General features: G+C 67.5%; 13 protein-coding genes and 1 pseudogene. 5 read left to right on the plus strand and 9 right to left on the minus strand.

The window, feature by feature from the left end; genetic code table 11:
- Window positions 1-26: 26 nt before the first annotated feature.
- The 5 genes from O7620_RS20770 to O7620_RS20790 form a co-directional block, all read right to left on the minus strand.
- Entirely contained in the window at window positions 27-1304 is a 1278-nt protein-coding gene (locus O7620_RS20770) for a DUF2398 family protein (RefSeq protein WP_278124549.1), read from the minus strand.
- Window positions 1301-2881, minus strand: coding sequence for a DUF2397 family protein (locus O7620_RS20775; RefSeq protein ID WP_278124550.1), 1581 nt, complete (start codon window positions 2879-2881; stop codon window positions 1301-1303). Before O7620_RS20775 ends, O7620_RS20770 begins: the two co-directional genes overlap by 4 nt.
- Window positions 2882-3240: 359 nt before the next feature.
- Window positions 3241-4113: an ATP phosphoribosyltransferase gene (hisG, locus tag O7620_RS20780; RefSeq protein ID WP_278124551.1), complete on the minus strand. Its 873-nt coding sequence runs from the start codon at window positions 4111-4113 to the stop codon at window positions 3241-3243.
- A 157-nt stretch (window positions 4114-4270) separates the two neighbouring features.
- Entirely contained in the window at window positions 4271-4726 is a 456-nt protein-coding gene (locus O7620_RS20785; protein WP_278124552.1) for a hypothetical protein, read from the minus strand.
- 10 nt (window positions 4727-4736) lie between these two features.
- Window positions 4737-5192 carry a helix-turn-helix transcriptional regulator gene (locus O7620_RS20790; RefSeq protein WP_278124554.1) on the minus strand — a complete coding sequence of 152 codons (456 nt, stop codon included), beginning with the start codon at window positions 5190-5192 and terminating at the stop codon, window positions 4737-4739.
- A gap of 821 nt (window positions 5193-6013) precedes the next feature.
- On the opposite strand from O7620_RS20790, the gene O7620_RS20795 reads away from it, so the two are divergent.
- The 3 genes from O7620_RS20795 (at window position 6014) to O7620_RS20805 (ending at window position 8788) form a co-directional block, all read left to right on the plus strand.
- Window positions 6014-7288, plus strand: coding sequence for a hypothetical protein (locus O7620_RS20795; protein WP_278124555.1), 1275 nt, complete (start codon window positions 6014-6016; stop codon window positions 7286-7288).
- 325 nt (window positions 7289-7613) lie between these two features.
- Window positions 7614-7754 (plus strand): hypothetical protein, encoded by a 141-nt coding sequence (locus tag O7620_RS20800; RefSeq protein WP_278124556.1) that lies wholly within the window; start codon window positions 7614-7616, stop codon window positions 7752-7754.
- Complete coding sequence (locus O7620_RS20805) at window positions 7751-8788, plus strand: methyltransferase domain-containing protein (RefSeq protein WP_278124558.1); 1038 nt, start codon at window positions 7751-7753, stop codon at window positions 8786-8788. The genes O7620_RS20800 and O7620_RS20805 overlap by 4 nt, the downstream gene beginning before the upstream one ends.
- A gap of 432 nt (window positions 8789-9220) precedes the next feature.
- Here the strand turns inward: O7620_RS20805 and O7620_RS20810 are convergent, their stop codons facing one another.
- The 4 genes and pseudogenes from O7620_RS20810 to O7620_RS20825 all read right to left on the minus strand — a co-directional run bounded on the left by O7620_RS20810 (window position 9221) and on the right by O7620_RS20825 (window position 14351).
- A complete protein-coding gene (locus O7620_RS20810; protein WP_347403777.1) occupies window positions 9221-9871 on the minus strand; it encodes a phosphotransferase in 651 nt (216 codons plus the stop codon).
- A gap of 68 nt (window positions 9872-9939) precedes the next feature.
- Window positions 9940-11174 (minus strand): annotated as a pseudogene (locus O7620_RS20815) (IS3 family transposase).
- A 681-nt stretch (window positions 11175-11855) separates the two neighbouring features.
- Window positions 11856-12812: an LD-carboxypeptidase gene (locus O7620_RS20820; protein ID WP_278127082.1), complete on the minus strand. Its 957-nt coding sequence runs from the start codon at window positions 12810-12812 to the stop codon at window positions 11856-11858.
- A 459-nt stretch (window positions 12813-13271) separates the two neighbouring features.
- Complete coding sequence (locus O7620_RS20825; protein ID WP_278124559.1) at window positions 13272-14351, minus strand: ATP-dependent DNA ligase; 1080 nt, start codon at window positions 14349-14351, stop codon at window positions 13272-13274.
- 537 nt (window positions 14352-14888) lie between these two features.
- Between O7620_RS20825 and O7620_RS20830 the strand changes: the two genes are divergently transcribed.
- Together O7620_RS20830 and O7620_RS20835 are read left to right on the plus strand one after the other, a co-directional pair.
- A complete protein-coding gene (locus tag O7620_RS20830; protein WP_278124560.1) occupies window positions 14889-15272 on the plus strand; it encodes an Lsr2 family protein in 384 nt (127 codons plus the stop codon).
- A gap of 615 nt (window positions 15273-15887) precedes the next feature.
- The gene (locus tag O7620_RS20835; protein ID WP_278124562.1) at window positions 15888-16121 is read left to right on the plus strand and encodes a hypothetical protein; all 234 of its coding nucleotides are present in this window, start codon (window positions 15888-15890) and stop codon (window positions 16119-16121) included.
- Window positions 16122-16153 lie beyond the last annotated feature (32 nt).

Genomic DNA, 16153 nt, shown 5'->3' on the forward strand with positions numbered 1-16153 from the left:
CTTCCAGGTGGAGTCGAAAGGCAAGGTCACTGGTTGAACAGGTCGATCGGCGCGGCCTGGTCGAACAGGTCGGGGGTGTCCTCGGACTGGCCGGGGCGATGCGCGGGAGCGGCCTTGGCGGGGGCCGGCGGTGGCGGCGGTTCCCATCGACCTGTGGCGGGGGAAAACCACCAGGTGCCATCGTCGTCGGCTCGGAGAAGGGCAATAGCGTCGAGCAAACCTCGTACCTTGGCTGCGAGTCCGGGTAGGTCGGCAACGTCCTCGGCGGCCCAGCCACGCCCGTCGCCGAACACGGTGGCGAATCCGGCCAGCCGGTCTAGGACGTCCTCCAGGGCAAGCCCGCGCCAACCGGGTCGGCCGGGGTCGAGCATTCCGTCAGCCGATGCCACGTCGCACAGCAACAGCGCCGCGTGCGCGACAGTCCCGCCAGCAGGGAACGGCCGGTCTCCGAGATCTTTTCGAGAGCGAAAGGCGTCCTCGGGTACGACGAAGGCCGCTCCTTCCGCCCTGCGTTCCAGGTGCAACCCGAACGCGGTGGCCAGCGGCAGGCCGTCGTCGGAGCGCACTCGCCGCGACAGCCAGTCAGCCTCGGCCGGCTCCAGGTCGCTGGTGTACACAACTGTGTCGTCGATCAGCTTGCGACGCATCCGCCGGGCCGGGTCTGCTTCGCGCTCAATCTGATCCAGCCATGCCTGCGGGTCGAGCGACGGATCACCGCTTCCGAAGTTCGCGATCACGTGCGCGAGCCGGTGGTGGTGCACGGCGAGCAGGACCGGGGCATCGTTGTTGGTCAGATATTCGTTGAGGTCACCGTCGAGACGCTCGATGACGCCGCGTTCGTGCAGCATTTTCAACGCACCGATGGTGGCGTACCGCTCGGCCTGGTCGTTGGGTGCCGGCAGGCCCGCCTCCGCTGCTGCGGCTCGGGCAGCGCTCACCAGGTGGCCGATGCCAACCTTCGGCGGCATGGCCTCGGCCGCCGCGACGAGCAGAAAGAACCAGGAGCAGGTCAGCGGTTTGGGGCCGGTCGCGGCCCAGGCCTGTCGGCGCGGTGGTGGAGACTTGCGCAGTCGGACGAAGTCCCGCTCTACGATCAATACCCAACCCAGCTTGTTGATCGGGTCGCGTACCTTCTCCTCATTGCGGCGGATCGCGCCGATGGCGTCTTCATCGCGGCTGGTGATGAGCCACGGTTGGACCATCAACCGTCGCAAGGCCGCCGCGACCTCGAAGCCGGCTTCCGGGCGATGGCGCCGCGGTTTGGCCGAACTACCGGTGCCGCTGTCCGGTCCCAGGCTGTTCACGCTGCGCCCTTCCAACGGTTGATCAGCATGGTGGGTCGAGCTTCCGGGTCAGGTCGGGTATTCGCCGGCGCGGCCGGCCGTTGGCCGGGTCGGTGGAACACCGGGACGCGGCCGGGCAGCAGCACGCGCCAGGTCGGAGCGATGACAGCTCCGGTTCCCGCGCCCAGATGGAACAGCGTGCAGGACAGGCCCTCGTGCGTCGCGGAGCGCCGGTCGCGCCGTCCCGGGTGCACCCCGGTGCGAACCGCCGCCATCAACGCGTTCAGCGCCGTCCTCGCGGCGCGTGGCGACAACATCTCGCCATGCGGCGTTGCCAGAACCTCGCGCAGCGCCTCCCGATGCTCCTGCAAACGTTGCGCTCGATCGGCCTGGAGTGTGGCACGCGCTGCACTGTCATCGCGGGCCGCCGGTGGGCGCCCGGGGGAACCGGTCTTGCCGGTCGTTCGCAGCAAATCCGGCACCGGCACGGTCGGGCCAGCCCGCCAGGGCGGATTGCCGGGCAAGTCCTCGTCGTCGGCATCGTCGTAGAACTTGCGCCACTTGTGGTCGCCGACGGCGGCGAGGAAGATCGCCGTGCCATGCTTCGGGTCCGCGCAGGCGCGGGCCAGCATCAGCGCCCGGCTGCGGCCGGTCGCGTACCCGGCGGAGCTGTGCAGACGCCGGAGGTTGGCGTGCATTCCCGGCAGAGCACGAACGAGACGCAGGGCGAACCTGCCAGATCGGCCCGTCTGCGGATCGCACCAGGAGGCCAGGCCTTCCCAGTCGCCGACCTGGCCGCCCTTCGACGCCGCCAGCGCCCCTCGCTCGATCAAGGCGCGCGCCTGTGAACCTGACACCGACACCGTCGCCAGCTCGGTAAAGAAGGGGCGCAGCTTAGTCAGGGCCTTGTGTGCCAGCGCCGCGCCCTGTTCCAGTTCCCCAGCGACCTGAGTGGCGTAGTCGACCAGCAAGCCCTTAAGTTCGGCGGTCGCGTCCTGATCCAGATCGAAACGATCGGCTAGGCCCGCCAGGGCGTCCTCGGCGCCCACCAGAGCCGCATCGAGATCATCGTGGCTGGTAAACACTCGCCCGACCAACTCGGCGATCCGGCGATCATCGCGGGGCTCGAACACCAGCTTGGGGCCGAGCGCCTCCAACGACTCGACAATGCGCGCCAGACTCGAGAGTGGCACTTCCCGCATCGTCGGAGTGCTTGCCAAAACCGATGTGTAGAAGCGGTGGACCTGCCGTCCCGCAGGCGTCGCTGTCCACCGCCAGTTCCTGGACAAGATGTCGGAGTGCCGCCGGATCCTAGACGGGTCGCTACGTCCCGTCGCCGCCGTCCAACTCTTCAGCTTGTCGAGCCGAACCTGTACCTGCTTCTCTGACAATGGAGATCCGCTGACCGACACCGCCACGGATATCTCCGCCGGGGTGAGGTCCGTTACCGACGACTCCAACACGGTCATGATCCGGATGTACTCATCCGATCCAGGCGCCACCACGTACGCCATGGCCCGCCGCGAGTCAGTCACGCCGACGTCGAACCGCCGGTCCTCATCGTTTAAAGAGGACTCTTCTGGCAATGCGCCCTGCACGTTCCCTCCCCTGGCATCCGCAGCCCGCGGAGCTGGCCCAGCGGGGACGTTCACATCAGCCGTGAGCGACCCCAGATCAACTCAATCGCGGATAACAATAAAGCGGGGATACGACATGACGGTCAGTTGACCGAGCAGTACGCGCGGCAGACGCTGGTTTGGGCGCTTAGCTGCTTGACCGGCGCATCCAAATCAACCGCCCGGACCGTTGCCCACGGAGGCGGGCGTCCGTACGGTCGTCGGCATCGTCGGCAAGGGCGGCTTCCCCGGTTCCGCAGCGGCATCATCCGCAGCGCGTCCAGGACCGCCCCCTCCAGCGCCCCAGCTGCGCTCCGCGACCCGGTCCACTACCGCCTCAGCTACATCCGGCACGCCTCCAACGGGATAACCAGAATCGCCCGCGCACCCACACGCTTCAGGTCATCCATGGTGCGCTGCACACCAGCGCGCTTGACCATCGCCCGCACCGCTACCCAGCCGTCGCGCGCCAGAGGCGACACGGTCGGCCCTTCGATTCCCGGCGTCAACGCGCACGCCGCATCGAGCGCCTCACTCGGGCAGTCGTACTCGACCATCACATACCGCCGGGCCGTCAGCACACCCTCCAGCCGCTCGACGAGGGCGTCGATCGCCTCCCCTGCCCGCGACGACTGGCGGGACGTCTCGCTGCGGATCAGCACCGCCTCGGACTCCATCAACGACTCACCGAACGTCACCAGTCCACAGTTCTGCAACGAGGTGCCTGTCTCCACCACATCGGCGATCGCGTCGGCCAGCCCCAGGCTGATCGCGTTTTCCACCGCCCCGTCGAGCTTCACCAACGAGACGCTCACCCCAACATCCGCGAGGTATTTCCCGACCAGGGTCGGGTAACTCGTGGCGACGCCGAGACCCGCGAGATCAGCCAGTTGCTGCGGGCCGTCGGGGCGGGCAGCGAACTGGAACCGTGACCGCGCGAACCCCAGCCGAAGGACCTCCCGCGCTGGAGCCGCTGAATCCACCAGCAGGTCCAGACCCGTGATGCCCACGTCGAGCGCCCCCGACCCGACATAGACCGCGATGTCCCTGGGCCGCTGAAAAAAGAACTTCATATTGTTCTCAGGATCATTACATTGCAGCTCCCTGCCGCTGCCCCGATGAACCAGGTAACCGGCGTCGGTCAGCAACCTGAAAGCTGACTCACTCAATGAGCCCTTATTGGGGACAGCCACCCGCAGCGCAGAAGTAGACATGCGCCACATGATGACACGATTTCCACTCCAACCAACAACCCATTCCCCGGGCAGACGCCGCCCCGCCTCAGCGTCATCCGTAAGGATCTTGCACTGCCGATGAGGTCGCGTGACACGCCGAGCACGCCGCGACGTTTTAGCCACTGCGCCGGGGCGATCAGCTGCCCGGGGTCGCCACGCGAATATCGACACCAGCCTCACGGAATTTCCTGTGGTACTCCTCAATCCAAGTCAGGGCAGCCTTCTGCGGATCGTCCTCGTACTCGTAGATCGTCCACGTCTGCGAGCCCACCCGGACGCGCTGCACATCCATGCGCCACTGCCCGGCAGCGCGGCCAAGCGCCGGGTCGGCGTCGAGGATCTGCTGCACCCCGGCGCGCGCCTCGTCGCGGGTGAGGTAGCCCGGACCGATTGCCGGTCGGGCCAGCAGATCCTCCAACGACACATCCACGTGCAGCGTGTTCCACATGCCGATCAGGAGATCACACCGCCGCGGCACGTGAATGCACACCGAAGAGTCGGAAATCAGTCCGCGGCTCAGCGCGAGTCGATGCCGGCTGGTGCGGGTGACTGCGCGACGTCGGGCCAGCCACTCCTCAGGATGGGAGTTCATCAGTGCGCCGTCAGCCGGCGCGCGAGGTTGTCCGGCGCGCGAGTTGGTGCAAGGTGGCAAGAATGTGCTCTTTCTCGGCGGAGGTGGTGTGGGGGTCGATAAATCGGTCGCGCACGGCCATCAGGAGCACCTCCATCGCCGTCGCCGCGGGCACCTCTGGCGACGGCGGTGTCTTGTAGGTCAGCGGGGTGAGGGCGCGCAGGGCAGCACCGAGCGGGAGGTCCAAGGCCGCGCAGAACGCCCGCACCTTGGGTAGCTCTGGATGGTGCTGCCAGTCACCGGAGAGCCACCGGAAGATGGTGGAACGTCCGACGCCGCTACGTGCCGCCACCTGCGTGATCGACCAGTCATGCTCGTCATGAGCGGCGTCAACTGCGTGCCGTACGAACTGAGCGAACGCGTCCTGCGCTGCCCGTTCGGTGGCACCCATCTCCTGGCCGTCGCCATCCCCGTAGTCGGTACCCAACTGGCTTCGCCCACCCTCCCTGCTGCCGTCTGCAATGCAGTCGCACGAGTGTGCAGACCGCCATTGTGAGCGCTCGCGCCCGAGGGGCCGGGTCCGCTACCAGGTGACGGCGACCGGATCTCCGCACCAGGCACGGCAGCCATCGCCGCGCGTACTGCCGTCACAGCGCTGTCGCCTTCACCCGACGTCGAAGGCCTGCGTTCACAGTACGACTGGGGGCAAGCGAGCCGTATTGGAAGGCCTGGCATCTGACGGAGACCCCCCACCTGCATGATCAGCGGATGGTGGTGTGATCCGGTTCGGCTACCGCCCACAGCTGCTGGGCTGGGCGCGCCGCCCTCGACGCTGGACGCGAAACGTTCGGGCCTCGCGATCGCCGGGGCGGCGCGCGTCACCGTTGGTTAACGCGGTGGCTCGACGACCCTGCCGCGCCTAGGGACGTCGCCGTCGTGGGCGCCGCGGCCACGGACGTGGACGACGGTGCTTGGGATGATGACGCGCCGGTCGGGTTGGACGACTGGTTGCGCCGGCTCGACGTTGCCAAGCCACAACTAGTGCGCCAAGGGTGGTCGTAACCCGCCGAATGCTCGTTGAGGGCTGCACTCTGTCACCGCCTTCTCGCATGATGTATAGATGGCGGGTGCTCCGCGCTAACCCGGCGCTCAACCAAGCAGCACGGAGCACCCTGACCGACCAGCCAGTCAGCACCGATCGGCGCGGATAACTTTCCTCGACGTCCCTAATGTCGGGAAAGGAGTCCGGACCAACTCCCGACAACATGGACCGCTGTCGGGCCACCCTCGTGCATCAAGGACGACCGCATGAGCACCGGCCAGCACCCCGCGCCGCGCCGCAACGCCCGCCCGTACGCCGTCGACGAGGTCACCATCCGCCAGCGGTGCGCCAACCCCGACGCCGCCGAGTACACCCTCTACGTGCGCGGGCTCATCGACGCCTACCTGGGCGTCGGCGGGCAGGCGAAGATCCTCGAACACGCCCGCAACAGAGGGCTGCACTACCCCGGTCTCAACCGGCAGAAGCTGTCCGAGCAGCTCAGCCGCTACCGCCTCGGCCCGACCTGGGAGATGACCGAGCTGATCATCGCCTGCCTGCCCGACAGCTGCGACACCGCTGGCATCCGGGCCCTCGCTGCGGGCTGGTACCAGTGCGCCCGCGGCCAGCTCCCTGACGGCTATAACGGTCCGGTCAGCCGCCCGCCGGGTAAACCCGGCCAGCGCAACGTCCCGGAGAGCGAACCCTCAATTCCGGTCCTGCAACGCCGAGTCGCCCGCCTGCAGGAACGCCTCAAGGCGGAAACCGAGCGCCACGTCAGCAACCTGCGTGCCTCGGAGAACGCCCGCAACGAAGCGGTCCGCCAGGCCACCCAGCTCGAAGTGCAATTCCACCAGACACGCGATGAGCTGCTGCGCGTTCGTACCATCGCCGCGGAGGTCGCGACGCTCCGCGAGGAGTACGCCCGCCAGTGCGTCGCACTCGAACTCGTGGCCGCGCCCGGCCTGCGCTCGACGCCGGTCATCGACCTGCCGGAACTGCCCGCCACCCGCCGCCGGGTCCGCTTCGGGCTCCTCGTCGCCGGAATCGACATGCAGGCACCACCAGCGCGCCGGGCGCTGGCCCGCTATCTGTGCGTCTACGCCGAGCTCACCGGCGTCTCCCCCACCGAGCTCGCCAGCAGAGCGGACATCGCGACCACGGTGACGATGGACATCCTCGCTGGGCGCCTCGTACCCACCGCCGCCCACGCCACCCGATTGACCACCGTGCTGAACTGCGAACCAGACACCTTGCGCTACCTCATTGGCGCCGCCAGCAGCGCCACCGCCGTCGACGAACACTTCTGGAGCATCGCCGGCACCGTCGACACCACAACCTCCCCAGGCAGCACGCCGATCGTCGAACACGTTGTCGGGTTAAATCCCGACAACCATGTCGCGCATCCCCACCCCGACCCGACAACTGCACCGCCCAGCCCGATCGCCGACCGGCTCCGCCAGGTCGCCGCCGTGTATCAGCAGGGGCTGATCAGCGATGGCGAGTACGCCGAGCAACGCACTCGCATCCTCGGCGAGCTGTAAGGGGCCACTCGGGTACGAATGCGCGAGCCGACAGAACCGCTCGAAGGGGTAGACGCGGCGCGCCCTCTGACGGGATCGCGGTTCATCGCCGGCACGACCGTCATCTTCGGCCGCGCCCCGACCGAGCGCCGGGGTGATCTGGGATTCTCGGCGACCTCAGCGCCAGGGGCACGCACTTGCCCTCTCGACCCAGCTGGTTTGCGACGCCGGCGGTGCCTGCGGCCGAAAACGCGCGGGCGGCAGCGGGTAGCCGGTGTCGGACTGCTCTGGCACTCTAGTGCGGCAGTGACACAGGGCAGCCTCTTCGTTACGGAGGATCGCGGGCGTGGATGAACCGGAGGGCCGTCGGCGGCTCGGCATGGGCGCGGTGGGGCAGCTGCTGGGTGTGCCCCGGCTGAACGTGTGGTGGTGGCCATCGAAACGTGCTGAGGGCAAGCCGCCACACGTCGCGGAAGGAGTCCGGTGACCGTCCCCGATCCACTGCTCGATGCCGTGCCGGAGCACTACTACGTCGACAACGAGCACCGCGGTGAGACCCTGCACCGGTCCGCCGCGCAAGCCATCCACCGCGATGTGATCGCCCTCAACGTCGGCGACAGCGCGCGCGTGCTGGAAATCGGCACCGGCACGGGATACTCCGGCGCGTTACTCGCCGCGTATGCCGGGCCCACCGGACACGTAACCAGCATCGATATCAGCGATCACCTGGTCGGATGGGCGAACCGGCTGCATCACCAACGCGGGGTTACCACGATCACCTGCCACGTCGCCGACGGAATGGCCGGCTACCCGCCGCACGCCCCCTACCAACGACTCGTGGCCTGGTGCACACCCCCACGGCTTCCCCGAGCGTGGGTCGAACAGCTCACCCCCGACGGACGGATCGTGGCCTGCCTGCCCATCGCCGCCCAGCCCTCCACCACCCTCATCGCGACCATCACCCTCACAGCGGGGCAACCGCACATCGAGACGATCACCTTCGGCGGATACGCCCAGAGCACCGCCGTCCCCGTCGACGACGCGCTGACCATCCCCGGCCGCTGGGTGGACTACTGCATCCAGCAGCCCGAGCCAGCGTGGATATCCATCAGCTGGCGCGACCGCGACGACCAGCATCACAGCGGCGCCCGCACCGCCCTCAACCTGCTACTGAACCCTGGTCACACGGAAACCTACGCCCATGCACCGTTGGACTGGTTGTCATGGACGGCCTTCTCCGTCATCGTCGGCGGCCACCACCGCAGTATCGCCGCTCTCCGCGACGGCATACGCGGCATCGGCCACACCACCGCAACCTCAGCCGCTGTGATCCTGACCGACTCGACCATCATCGCCGACAGCCCGGACTCCGCATCCCTGACAGCGCTGCGGACGTGGCTCGGCCGATGGGAACAGGCCGCACGACCCGCCGTGGATTGGTTCACACCCACCCTCACCCTCATCGAGGATGGCGATCTTCCAGGCTGGGACCTACAGATCAAGAACCACGTCGGTACATGACGGCAGCCATGACCGGACTTGCACCACCGACAGCATCCACACTGGGCTCAGCGCACCGCATCGACAACGTCAACCCACTCACCGCCCGAGCAGGCATGGCCCAGTCCCTGAATCGGGCCATCGGCTCCGCTCGTGCAATGGACACTATGGATGACGTGTTGGCACCACCGCAGAAGGTTGCACTGTCCTGACAAATCTTCCTACGCCTGGTGCTGGCGGCCGGGCCGGTTCGGCAGGTGCTGCGGGCAAGCTCCCGCCGAACCGGGGGGTGATGGGCTGGCCCCAGCGTCTGGCAACCACGCCAAGCTCCTCAGCCGCTGGCAGCGGGGATTTGCCGCCCAGCCCGGTCGGAGACGAAAGCAGATTCGCCACCATCGTGGACCCACCGCCTGTCCCGCGAACGGTCAGGGGGTCAGCTGTGATAGTTGACCGTTAGGCGGTCCTGCCGGTTCGGCACCGATAAGCCGCCCATTGAGACGTCCAGGCCGCAAGGTCCCGCACCCAAGCCGCGGTCGACCCGGTCGACTTCGACGCCCACTTCTCCGCGCTCATCATCGCGAAGTAGTCCAATGCCTTTGGGTCGGTCAGCCCCCACGCGGGGTGTCGCGCTAGCCACTGTTCGGCCTGTTGCGGGGTGTGTCCGGCGCTGATCAGCCACTGGGTGAGCATGGCCAGCTCGACCCACGGCGCGGCCTTGGTCGCCATCGCCCAATCGACGATCCGCAGGCCGTGCGGGGTCACGATCAGGTTGGCCGGGCCGAGGTCGGTGTGAACGAGCGTGTTGCCGCCCATTGCCGGGTGCTCGAACCCGAGCCGCGCCGTCGGAGTGAACAACGGCACATCGGGTGCTGGTGTCTCACCGAGCACCGTCAGTGCTTCAGCGAGAAGATCCAGATCGGGGCTAGCCGGGGACAGGTCAGCGTGCGGGCCGTCGCAGTGCTCGAAGCCCACCACCAGCCAGCCATCTGCCTCGAAGTGCCACTCGACGGCGGGTAGGTGAGACCCGCTGACGGCCTCACTTACCCGCAGCTCGAAGCGCAGTGACCGAACACCAAAGTCGGTATGGGCGGCTTTGACGAACACCTTTCCGGTCGTTCCGGTGATGGTTGCGGCTATCTCCGTGTCAAGCCCCGGGTTTGATGGAGAGTGGGTTATCTGGTTTTCAGAGATGCGGTGACCGGGTGGGTTACCGCGTGTAGGGCCTCGTGTTCGGCGGGTGGGACGTGTCCGAGCTCGCCGTGCAGCCGCCGGTTGTTGTACCAGTCGATGTACTCGACGGTGGCCATCTCCAGGTCGTCGAGCCCACGCCACGGGCCCTTGTTCCGGACGAGTTCGGCCTTGTAGAGGGAGTTGAACGCCTCGGCCATCGCGTTGTCGTACGAGTCGCCCTTCGAGCCGACCGAGGCGACGGCGCCGGCCTCAGCGAGGCGCTGGCTGTAGCGAATCGCTCGATACTGGACTCCCCTGTCCGAGTGATGCACGAGTCCGCCCAGGTCAGCGCCTTGATTCTCGCGGCGCCAGATCGCCATCTTCAACGCGTCGAGGGCCAGATCGGTGTAGAGCGACGTCGACACCTGCCAGCCGACGATCATGCGGGAGTGCACGTCGAGGACGAACGCGGCGTACACCCAGCCCACATTCGTACGCACGTAGGTCAGGTCAGCGACCCACAGCTGGTTCGGACGCACAGCGGTGAAGTCCCGTTTGACCAGGTCAGCGGGTCGGCTGGTCTCGGCCGCCGGCCGGGTCGTGCGCGGCGTTTTGTCGCGCAGCAGCCCGCGCAGCCCGGACTCGCGCATCAGCCGCTCGACGGTGCACCGGGCCACTGGCACCCCTTGGCGGTGCAACTCGTGCCAGACCTTCCGAGCGCCGTAGACGCCGTAGTTGGCCGCATGGACCTGCTCGATCACCGCGGTCAGCTCCTCGTCGCGCCGAGATCGCGCGCTGGCGGGGCGGGCCTTGGCGGCGTAGTAGGTCGACGGTGCGATCTGTGCCGGCGTGTCTTCGAGCGCCCGCAGGACCGGCTGGACACCGTGTTCGACCCGCTGGGAGTCGACGAACTCGACCCTCATCGCGACGGACGGTCCAACTCCGCCGCGAAGAAAGACGCCGCGGACCTCAGGATCTGATTCGCCCGCCGCAGCTCACGGACCTCCCGTTCCAACGCGGCGAGGCGTTGCGCGTCGCTGCTGGTCATGCCCGGCCGCTCCCCGGCATCGGTCTCGGCCTTCTTCACCCACGTGCGCAACGCCTCCGGATGAACCCCGAGCTGACCCGCGATCCGCCGGATCGCTCCGACCGCGGACGCCGGGTCCCGACGGGCCTCGACCGCCAACCGGGTCGCACGCTCACGCAACTCATCGTTGTACTTCTTCGGTGCAGGCATCGCTGGTGTTCCTCCCAGGTTTCGATGTCTCCATCAAACCCGGTGCGGGACACCGCGTGGTCACCGGTCGTGGCAGGGGTGCTGTGAGTTCCGCCGGCTCGGGCGGCTACCTCTTTGGTGACGGCCTTGGGTAGTGCGGTCCAGTCAATGCGCATCGGTGAGGTCGCCCTTTCAGACTCCCGGGTTCGGCGGGCAGCAGGACCGCGCCTCGCCGTCTGAGAACTCGGGGTCGATGTAGTAGCCGGTCGCCTTCGAGCCTCGCGGGTGTACTCGATGGAGGAGCTGGCCGCCATGCCCTGCGTCAGGTTCGGCACGTGGTGCATGAAGCCTCCCGCAATCGGCGCAGGCGGCCCTGGTACGCCTCAGTGTGTTGCGGCGAAACGTGCCAGGCGGCGTTGAACGGCTCGGTCGGACGACCCGGTAGGACTGGCACGCCTTGCCGTGCCTCGTCGTAGTCGGCGCCCTCCAGGTGCCCGATCGGGCGCCTCACGCGGGGCAGGTGCCAGTCGGTCTACCCCGACAGTGGAGTACCCGGATGCGGCAGGATTCAGCTCATCTGAGCAGTCACCGCCGGTTGCTCCGCCGCGGCGACTGCTTGGCGAACGCTGGCGGTTTGCGATACGAGGACGGGGTGATACCCCGCCGGCCCCGCAGGCGATGCGGGTAGCCGCCGGTGCCCGTTTAGTGAACGGCCGGTCCGACGGTCAGCGTGCCGGCGGCAGTGTCGATGTTCGCTATCGTGCCGAGTGGAATCGTCGGGGGGTGCAGGCCGTGTCCGGCTGGGATCCCCCCGAGCACTGGGACGCCGAGGCGGGTCAGACGGTCACGCAGGACGTCGATAATGCCCCACCCGCCGAGCGACGGGTCGTCGGCGGCGCCTTCAAAACCAAGGAACTGCCCGAGAACGACGCCGTGCAGGCCGTTGAGCGCACGTGAGCGGGTGAGCTGGGTGAGGGCGCGGTCAACCTCGCCCAGACCAGTGCCTTTCTGGTGTTCAAGGAAAAGGATCGTCCCTCGCAGGCTCGGCAGCCCCGCGCCGGTCTCGGTACGGATCGCGTCGAGGTTCCCGCCGACCAGGACCCCTGTCGCGGTGCCGTCCACGGTGACCGGCGTGGTGACCTCGCCCCGCTGCTGTTGCAGGACGACGGATTCAGTTGTCATCAGCGCGCTACGCAGCGCCTCGGCAGACGCGGGTCCGGTCCATTCGTCGCTCCAATTGGCGAACGGGCCATGTAGGCTGGCCAGCCCGGCACGCGCCCATAGGGCGAGGTGAACATGGCTGATATCGCTGAAGCCGACCAGCGGCTTGGGGTCTCGCCGGGCGGCCACTAGGTCAAGGTCATCAACGATGCGGTACGCGCCTTTGCCACCGCGCGCCGTGAAGATGCCACGGACCCCAGGATCGCGGAACGCGGAATTCAGGTCGGCGGCTCGGTCCTCGTCTCGTCCGGCCATGTAGCCCCACCGGTCGAACACGTGGGGCCCGATCTCGACCTGAAGCCCCCACGAGGTCAACAGTTTCACGCCGCGAGCGACGCCGTCACGGGTCGGCGGGCTGGCCGGGGCGACGATGCGCACCCGATCCCCTTGGCGCAGCCGCGGGGCACGGACTCCTGCAGGCACCTCGTGGTCATTCAACGGATGTTCCCTTCGCAGACTGCAGATTAAGGGTCTTATGGAAATGTTCGGGCGGCCTTCGGGACGCGCCGAGGGTGCGCTGCGTTGCTGTAGTGCGGCGTTCCCGCCCCGTGTCGGCAGGGTGCGTAGCTCGGTGACGAGGTCATGCACGGCTGGGGAGCGCGAGGTGGCGGGGGCGAGTTCGTCGTGCAGGCGCAGCAGCAACGCCACGCTACGGGTGGAGGTTCACAGCGGGTAGGCGCCGCTCCGCCTGAAAACAGGTCCTCGCGACCTCGGCTCGTCTCGCCCACCACACGCCCTCACAGGTGATCCGACGCCGAGGAACGGCCGGACCACGCGGCGCCGACACGGCATCTCACATCACCCTGGCGTGCCGCCTAGGGCTGCGGGCGCGACCTGTCTCGCCGACGGTCGAAGGCTCGGGATGCCCCCGCCCTTCTGCCGGCGCTGAATGTTCAGCTATACCAGGCTCAGTCCGTTGAGTCCTTGCGCTGACAACCGGCCGCCTCCACCGATTGCAAGCCGGCCGTGCGCTTCGGCACGAGCCGTGGTGACGTCCTGCGGGTGAAGATCAAGCCGGACTCGGACCAAGCGGCCACGGTGCCGAACGCGACCGAACGGGCCGTCGAGCGCAGTGTCGACTTCCACCTCGGCGACCAGGGTCGGCTCTACCGGGATGAACGCCACCGGCTGCCGCTCGGCGAAGTTGCCGGTCCACGCGGCCGGCAGCGGACACGGCCACGGGTGGCCGGCGTCGGGCCCGCGGAATGGCAGGCCGCGCAGCGCACGTGCCACATCCTGACGATCCTCGGTCTTTACCGGGTGCGTCTGGCCGACGAAACGGAAAGTCCCGCGGTCGTCGAAGCGGCCGAGCAGCAACGTCACCGGCCGATCGAGGGCACCGGTCACCCCACCGATGACGAACTCCGCGGTGTCACGAGCGCGGACCTTCACCCACAACCCAGCGGCAGGGCGATACAAACTGGCGGCGGGCTTAATTACCAGGCCCTCCACTCCAGCGACGCCGAGCTCGCCCAGCCAGCCCAGCGCAACTTCCCGGTCCTGGGTCTGCGGGCAGACGGCGATTTGCGCAGGCGCGCCGCGCAGCAGCCGCTCCAGTTTCGTCCGGCGCGTCGCCAGCGGCTGAGCAAGTAATTCGACGCCACCCCCGTCGCGGAGCAGGTCAAACGCGACGAGATGAGCCGGGTGCTTCCGGACGATCTCCGGCAGCCGGTGGCCGGCCGTCAGCCGACGCTGCAGCAACGAAAAACTGGACCGGCCACGCCGGGTGTCCCAGACCAGCAGCTCCCCGTCCAGCACCGTCCTAGCCGGCAACGCACCCGCCAGCGGGGACACCAGGTCGGGGAAGAACCGGGTGAGATCAACACCTTGACGTGACTGAATCCGAACGCCACCGGCAGCGCGCCAGACCACCGCCCGGAACCCGTCCCACTTCATCTCATACAGGGACCCGCTGCGCGGCGCGGGCACTGACCGGGCCGCGACCGCGCGAACCGGGTCCACGGGCCAGCTCAGCACGACGGTCCCCCTTACGGTCGGAGCCCTCGACGCTAACCGCAGCAGAACGCCCCTGAGCTGCCAGAACACCGAATTCGCTGACCCTGAGAGGACGGCCAGCCGGCGCTGACCGCCCCAGTCGAGCAATGACAGGCACAAGGGTGCCGAAGGGGCTGACACGCCACCCGGCGAGTCACGAGGACCAGACGGCTCTCCGCTGCCCTGATCACCGGCGGATCTGGCGGCGGTCGCAAAAATTCTATGAATTACATATCCGACATGGCCCGCCTACAGAAGGTGACGAAATGCGCCGGCCGCCCTGGGCTGCAAGCGGCGCGGGACGACAGCAGCATCCGTCGGTCGCCGACCATGACTGAAAGCGATTTGCCGTGCACCTACCGATGACGATCGCACGACTCGACTCGCAATAGTCGTCACTGCCGCACCACTGCGAGGTCGCCGCAAGGGGACAGCACCCTGCTTTTACTTTCGCAGGGAGCAGTTTGCGGGTTACTGTGCTATCAGTTACCTGCCGATTCGGTTCGAAGGAGTATTGACGTGGCCAAGCAGATCATTCACAAGCTGCTCGATGACCTGGACGGCGGGGACGCCGACGAGACAGTCAGGTTCGCCCTCGATGGGGTTCATTACGAGATTGACCTCTCGAGCGCTAACGCCGGGAAATTGCGCGAGGTCTTCGGGCTGTACACCTCGAACGGGAGCAGGGTCGGCCGGGGCGGTGTCGTTGGTGGCGGACGGGCACGCGGCCCTGCAGGAGCTGGTGACGGACGAGTCACCGGGGGGCGGGTCAGCGCGGCCAGCTCCCCGGAGCAGAACAAGGCAATTCGGGTGTGGGCCAAGCGGGCCGGCAAGAACATCTCTGACCGAGGACGGATTCCCCAGGAGATCGTCATGGAGTTCCACGCACAGGCGGGTCGCTGACCTGCCGCAAGCGAACCAAGTTGTTCGCGCCACCACCACACCGACTAGCAGCGTTCCTGCCGTTGGGGCTAACTGGACGTCGCGAGTCGCCGAGCTTTGATATTCGAGTCCGGTCGCGTGGTTGGCGAGCCGGGGACGTGTTGCACTAGGCCAGTCGCTGCTAACACGGGCTGACCCTGACTGAAATCGCCTTGCCGCTGGTAGCTCGGCAATTCGATGCAAGTTTCACACGTCCCCGGGCCCCTTTGCCCCAGGGTTAGAAGCACCACGGAAAGATTGCACCACTACGGCTTCGCTGTAGTGAAACCGCGGTGCTCGGGCGCCCGCTTCCGGGTCACTCGCATCGAGGCGTTCTTAAGCTTCTCACCCGGCGGCCCTGAACAGCAGCGCCCGTCGGACCGCGATCCCGTCGCACCCCAGAGGCCCAGGTCAACCGACTGCTACAGCAGGGAGACACGGAAGCCCACTGACGTGAGCCCACCTAGGGCCAGCTGCCAGGCGTGACGCCCAAGGTTCCCATCCCCGCTGGTTACTAGGTGCGCGAGGTGCGGCACGAACCGCCACATCGTCCCACCACCCACCTCACTGTGTTCGAACGTGCGTACGATCGGGTCTGTGGATGAGGTGGTCCGGAGGTGGTGGAACGGCATTTGGGGCCGTCTCGCGCGCCGTGATGTGTGGCTGATCCGCGAGACGCGCTGGAAGGTCGTCGCACGGGCCGGGGACAGCGAAACGGGCAGGGTGCTGCGTTGGGACTTTGACACGCAAGCCGAAGCGCAGGAGGTAGTCGACCGCCTGCTGCGGGCACCCTCGCCGGGATCATGGCGCGAACACATCACACCCGACTGAGCGGCTCTCGCCGCGACGCGACCCCGGCGTTC

The organism is Micromonospora sp. WMMD710, assembly GCF_029626045.1.
Taxonomy (GTDB): Bacteria; Actinomycetota; Actinomycetes; order Mycobacteriales; family Micromonosporaceae; genus Micromonospora.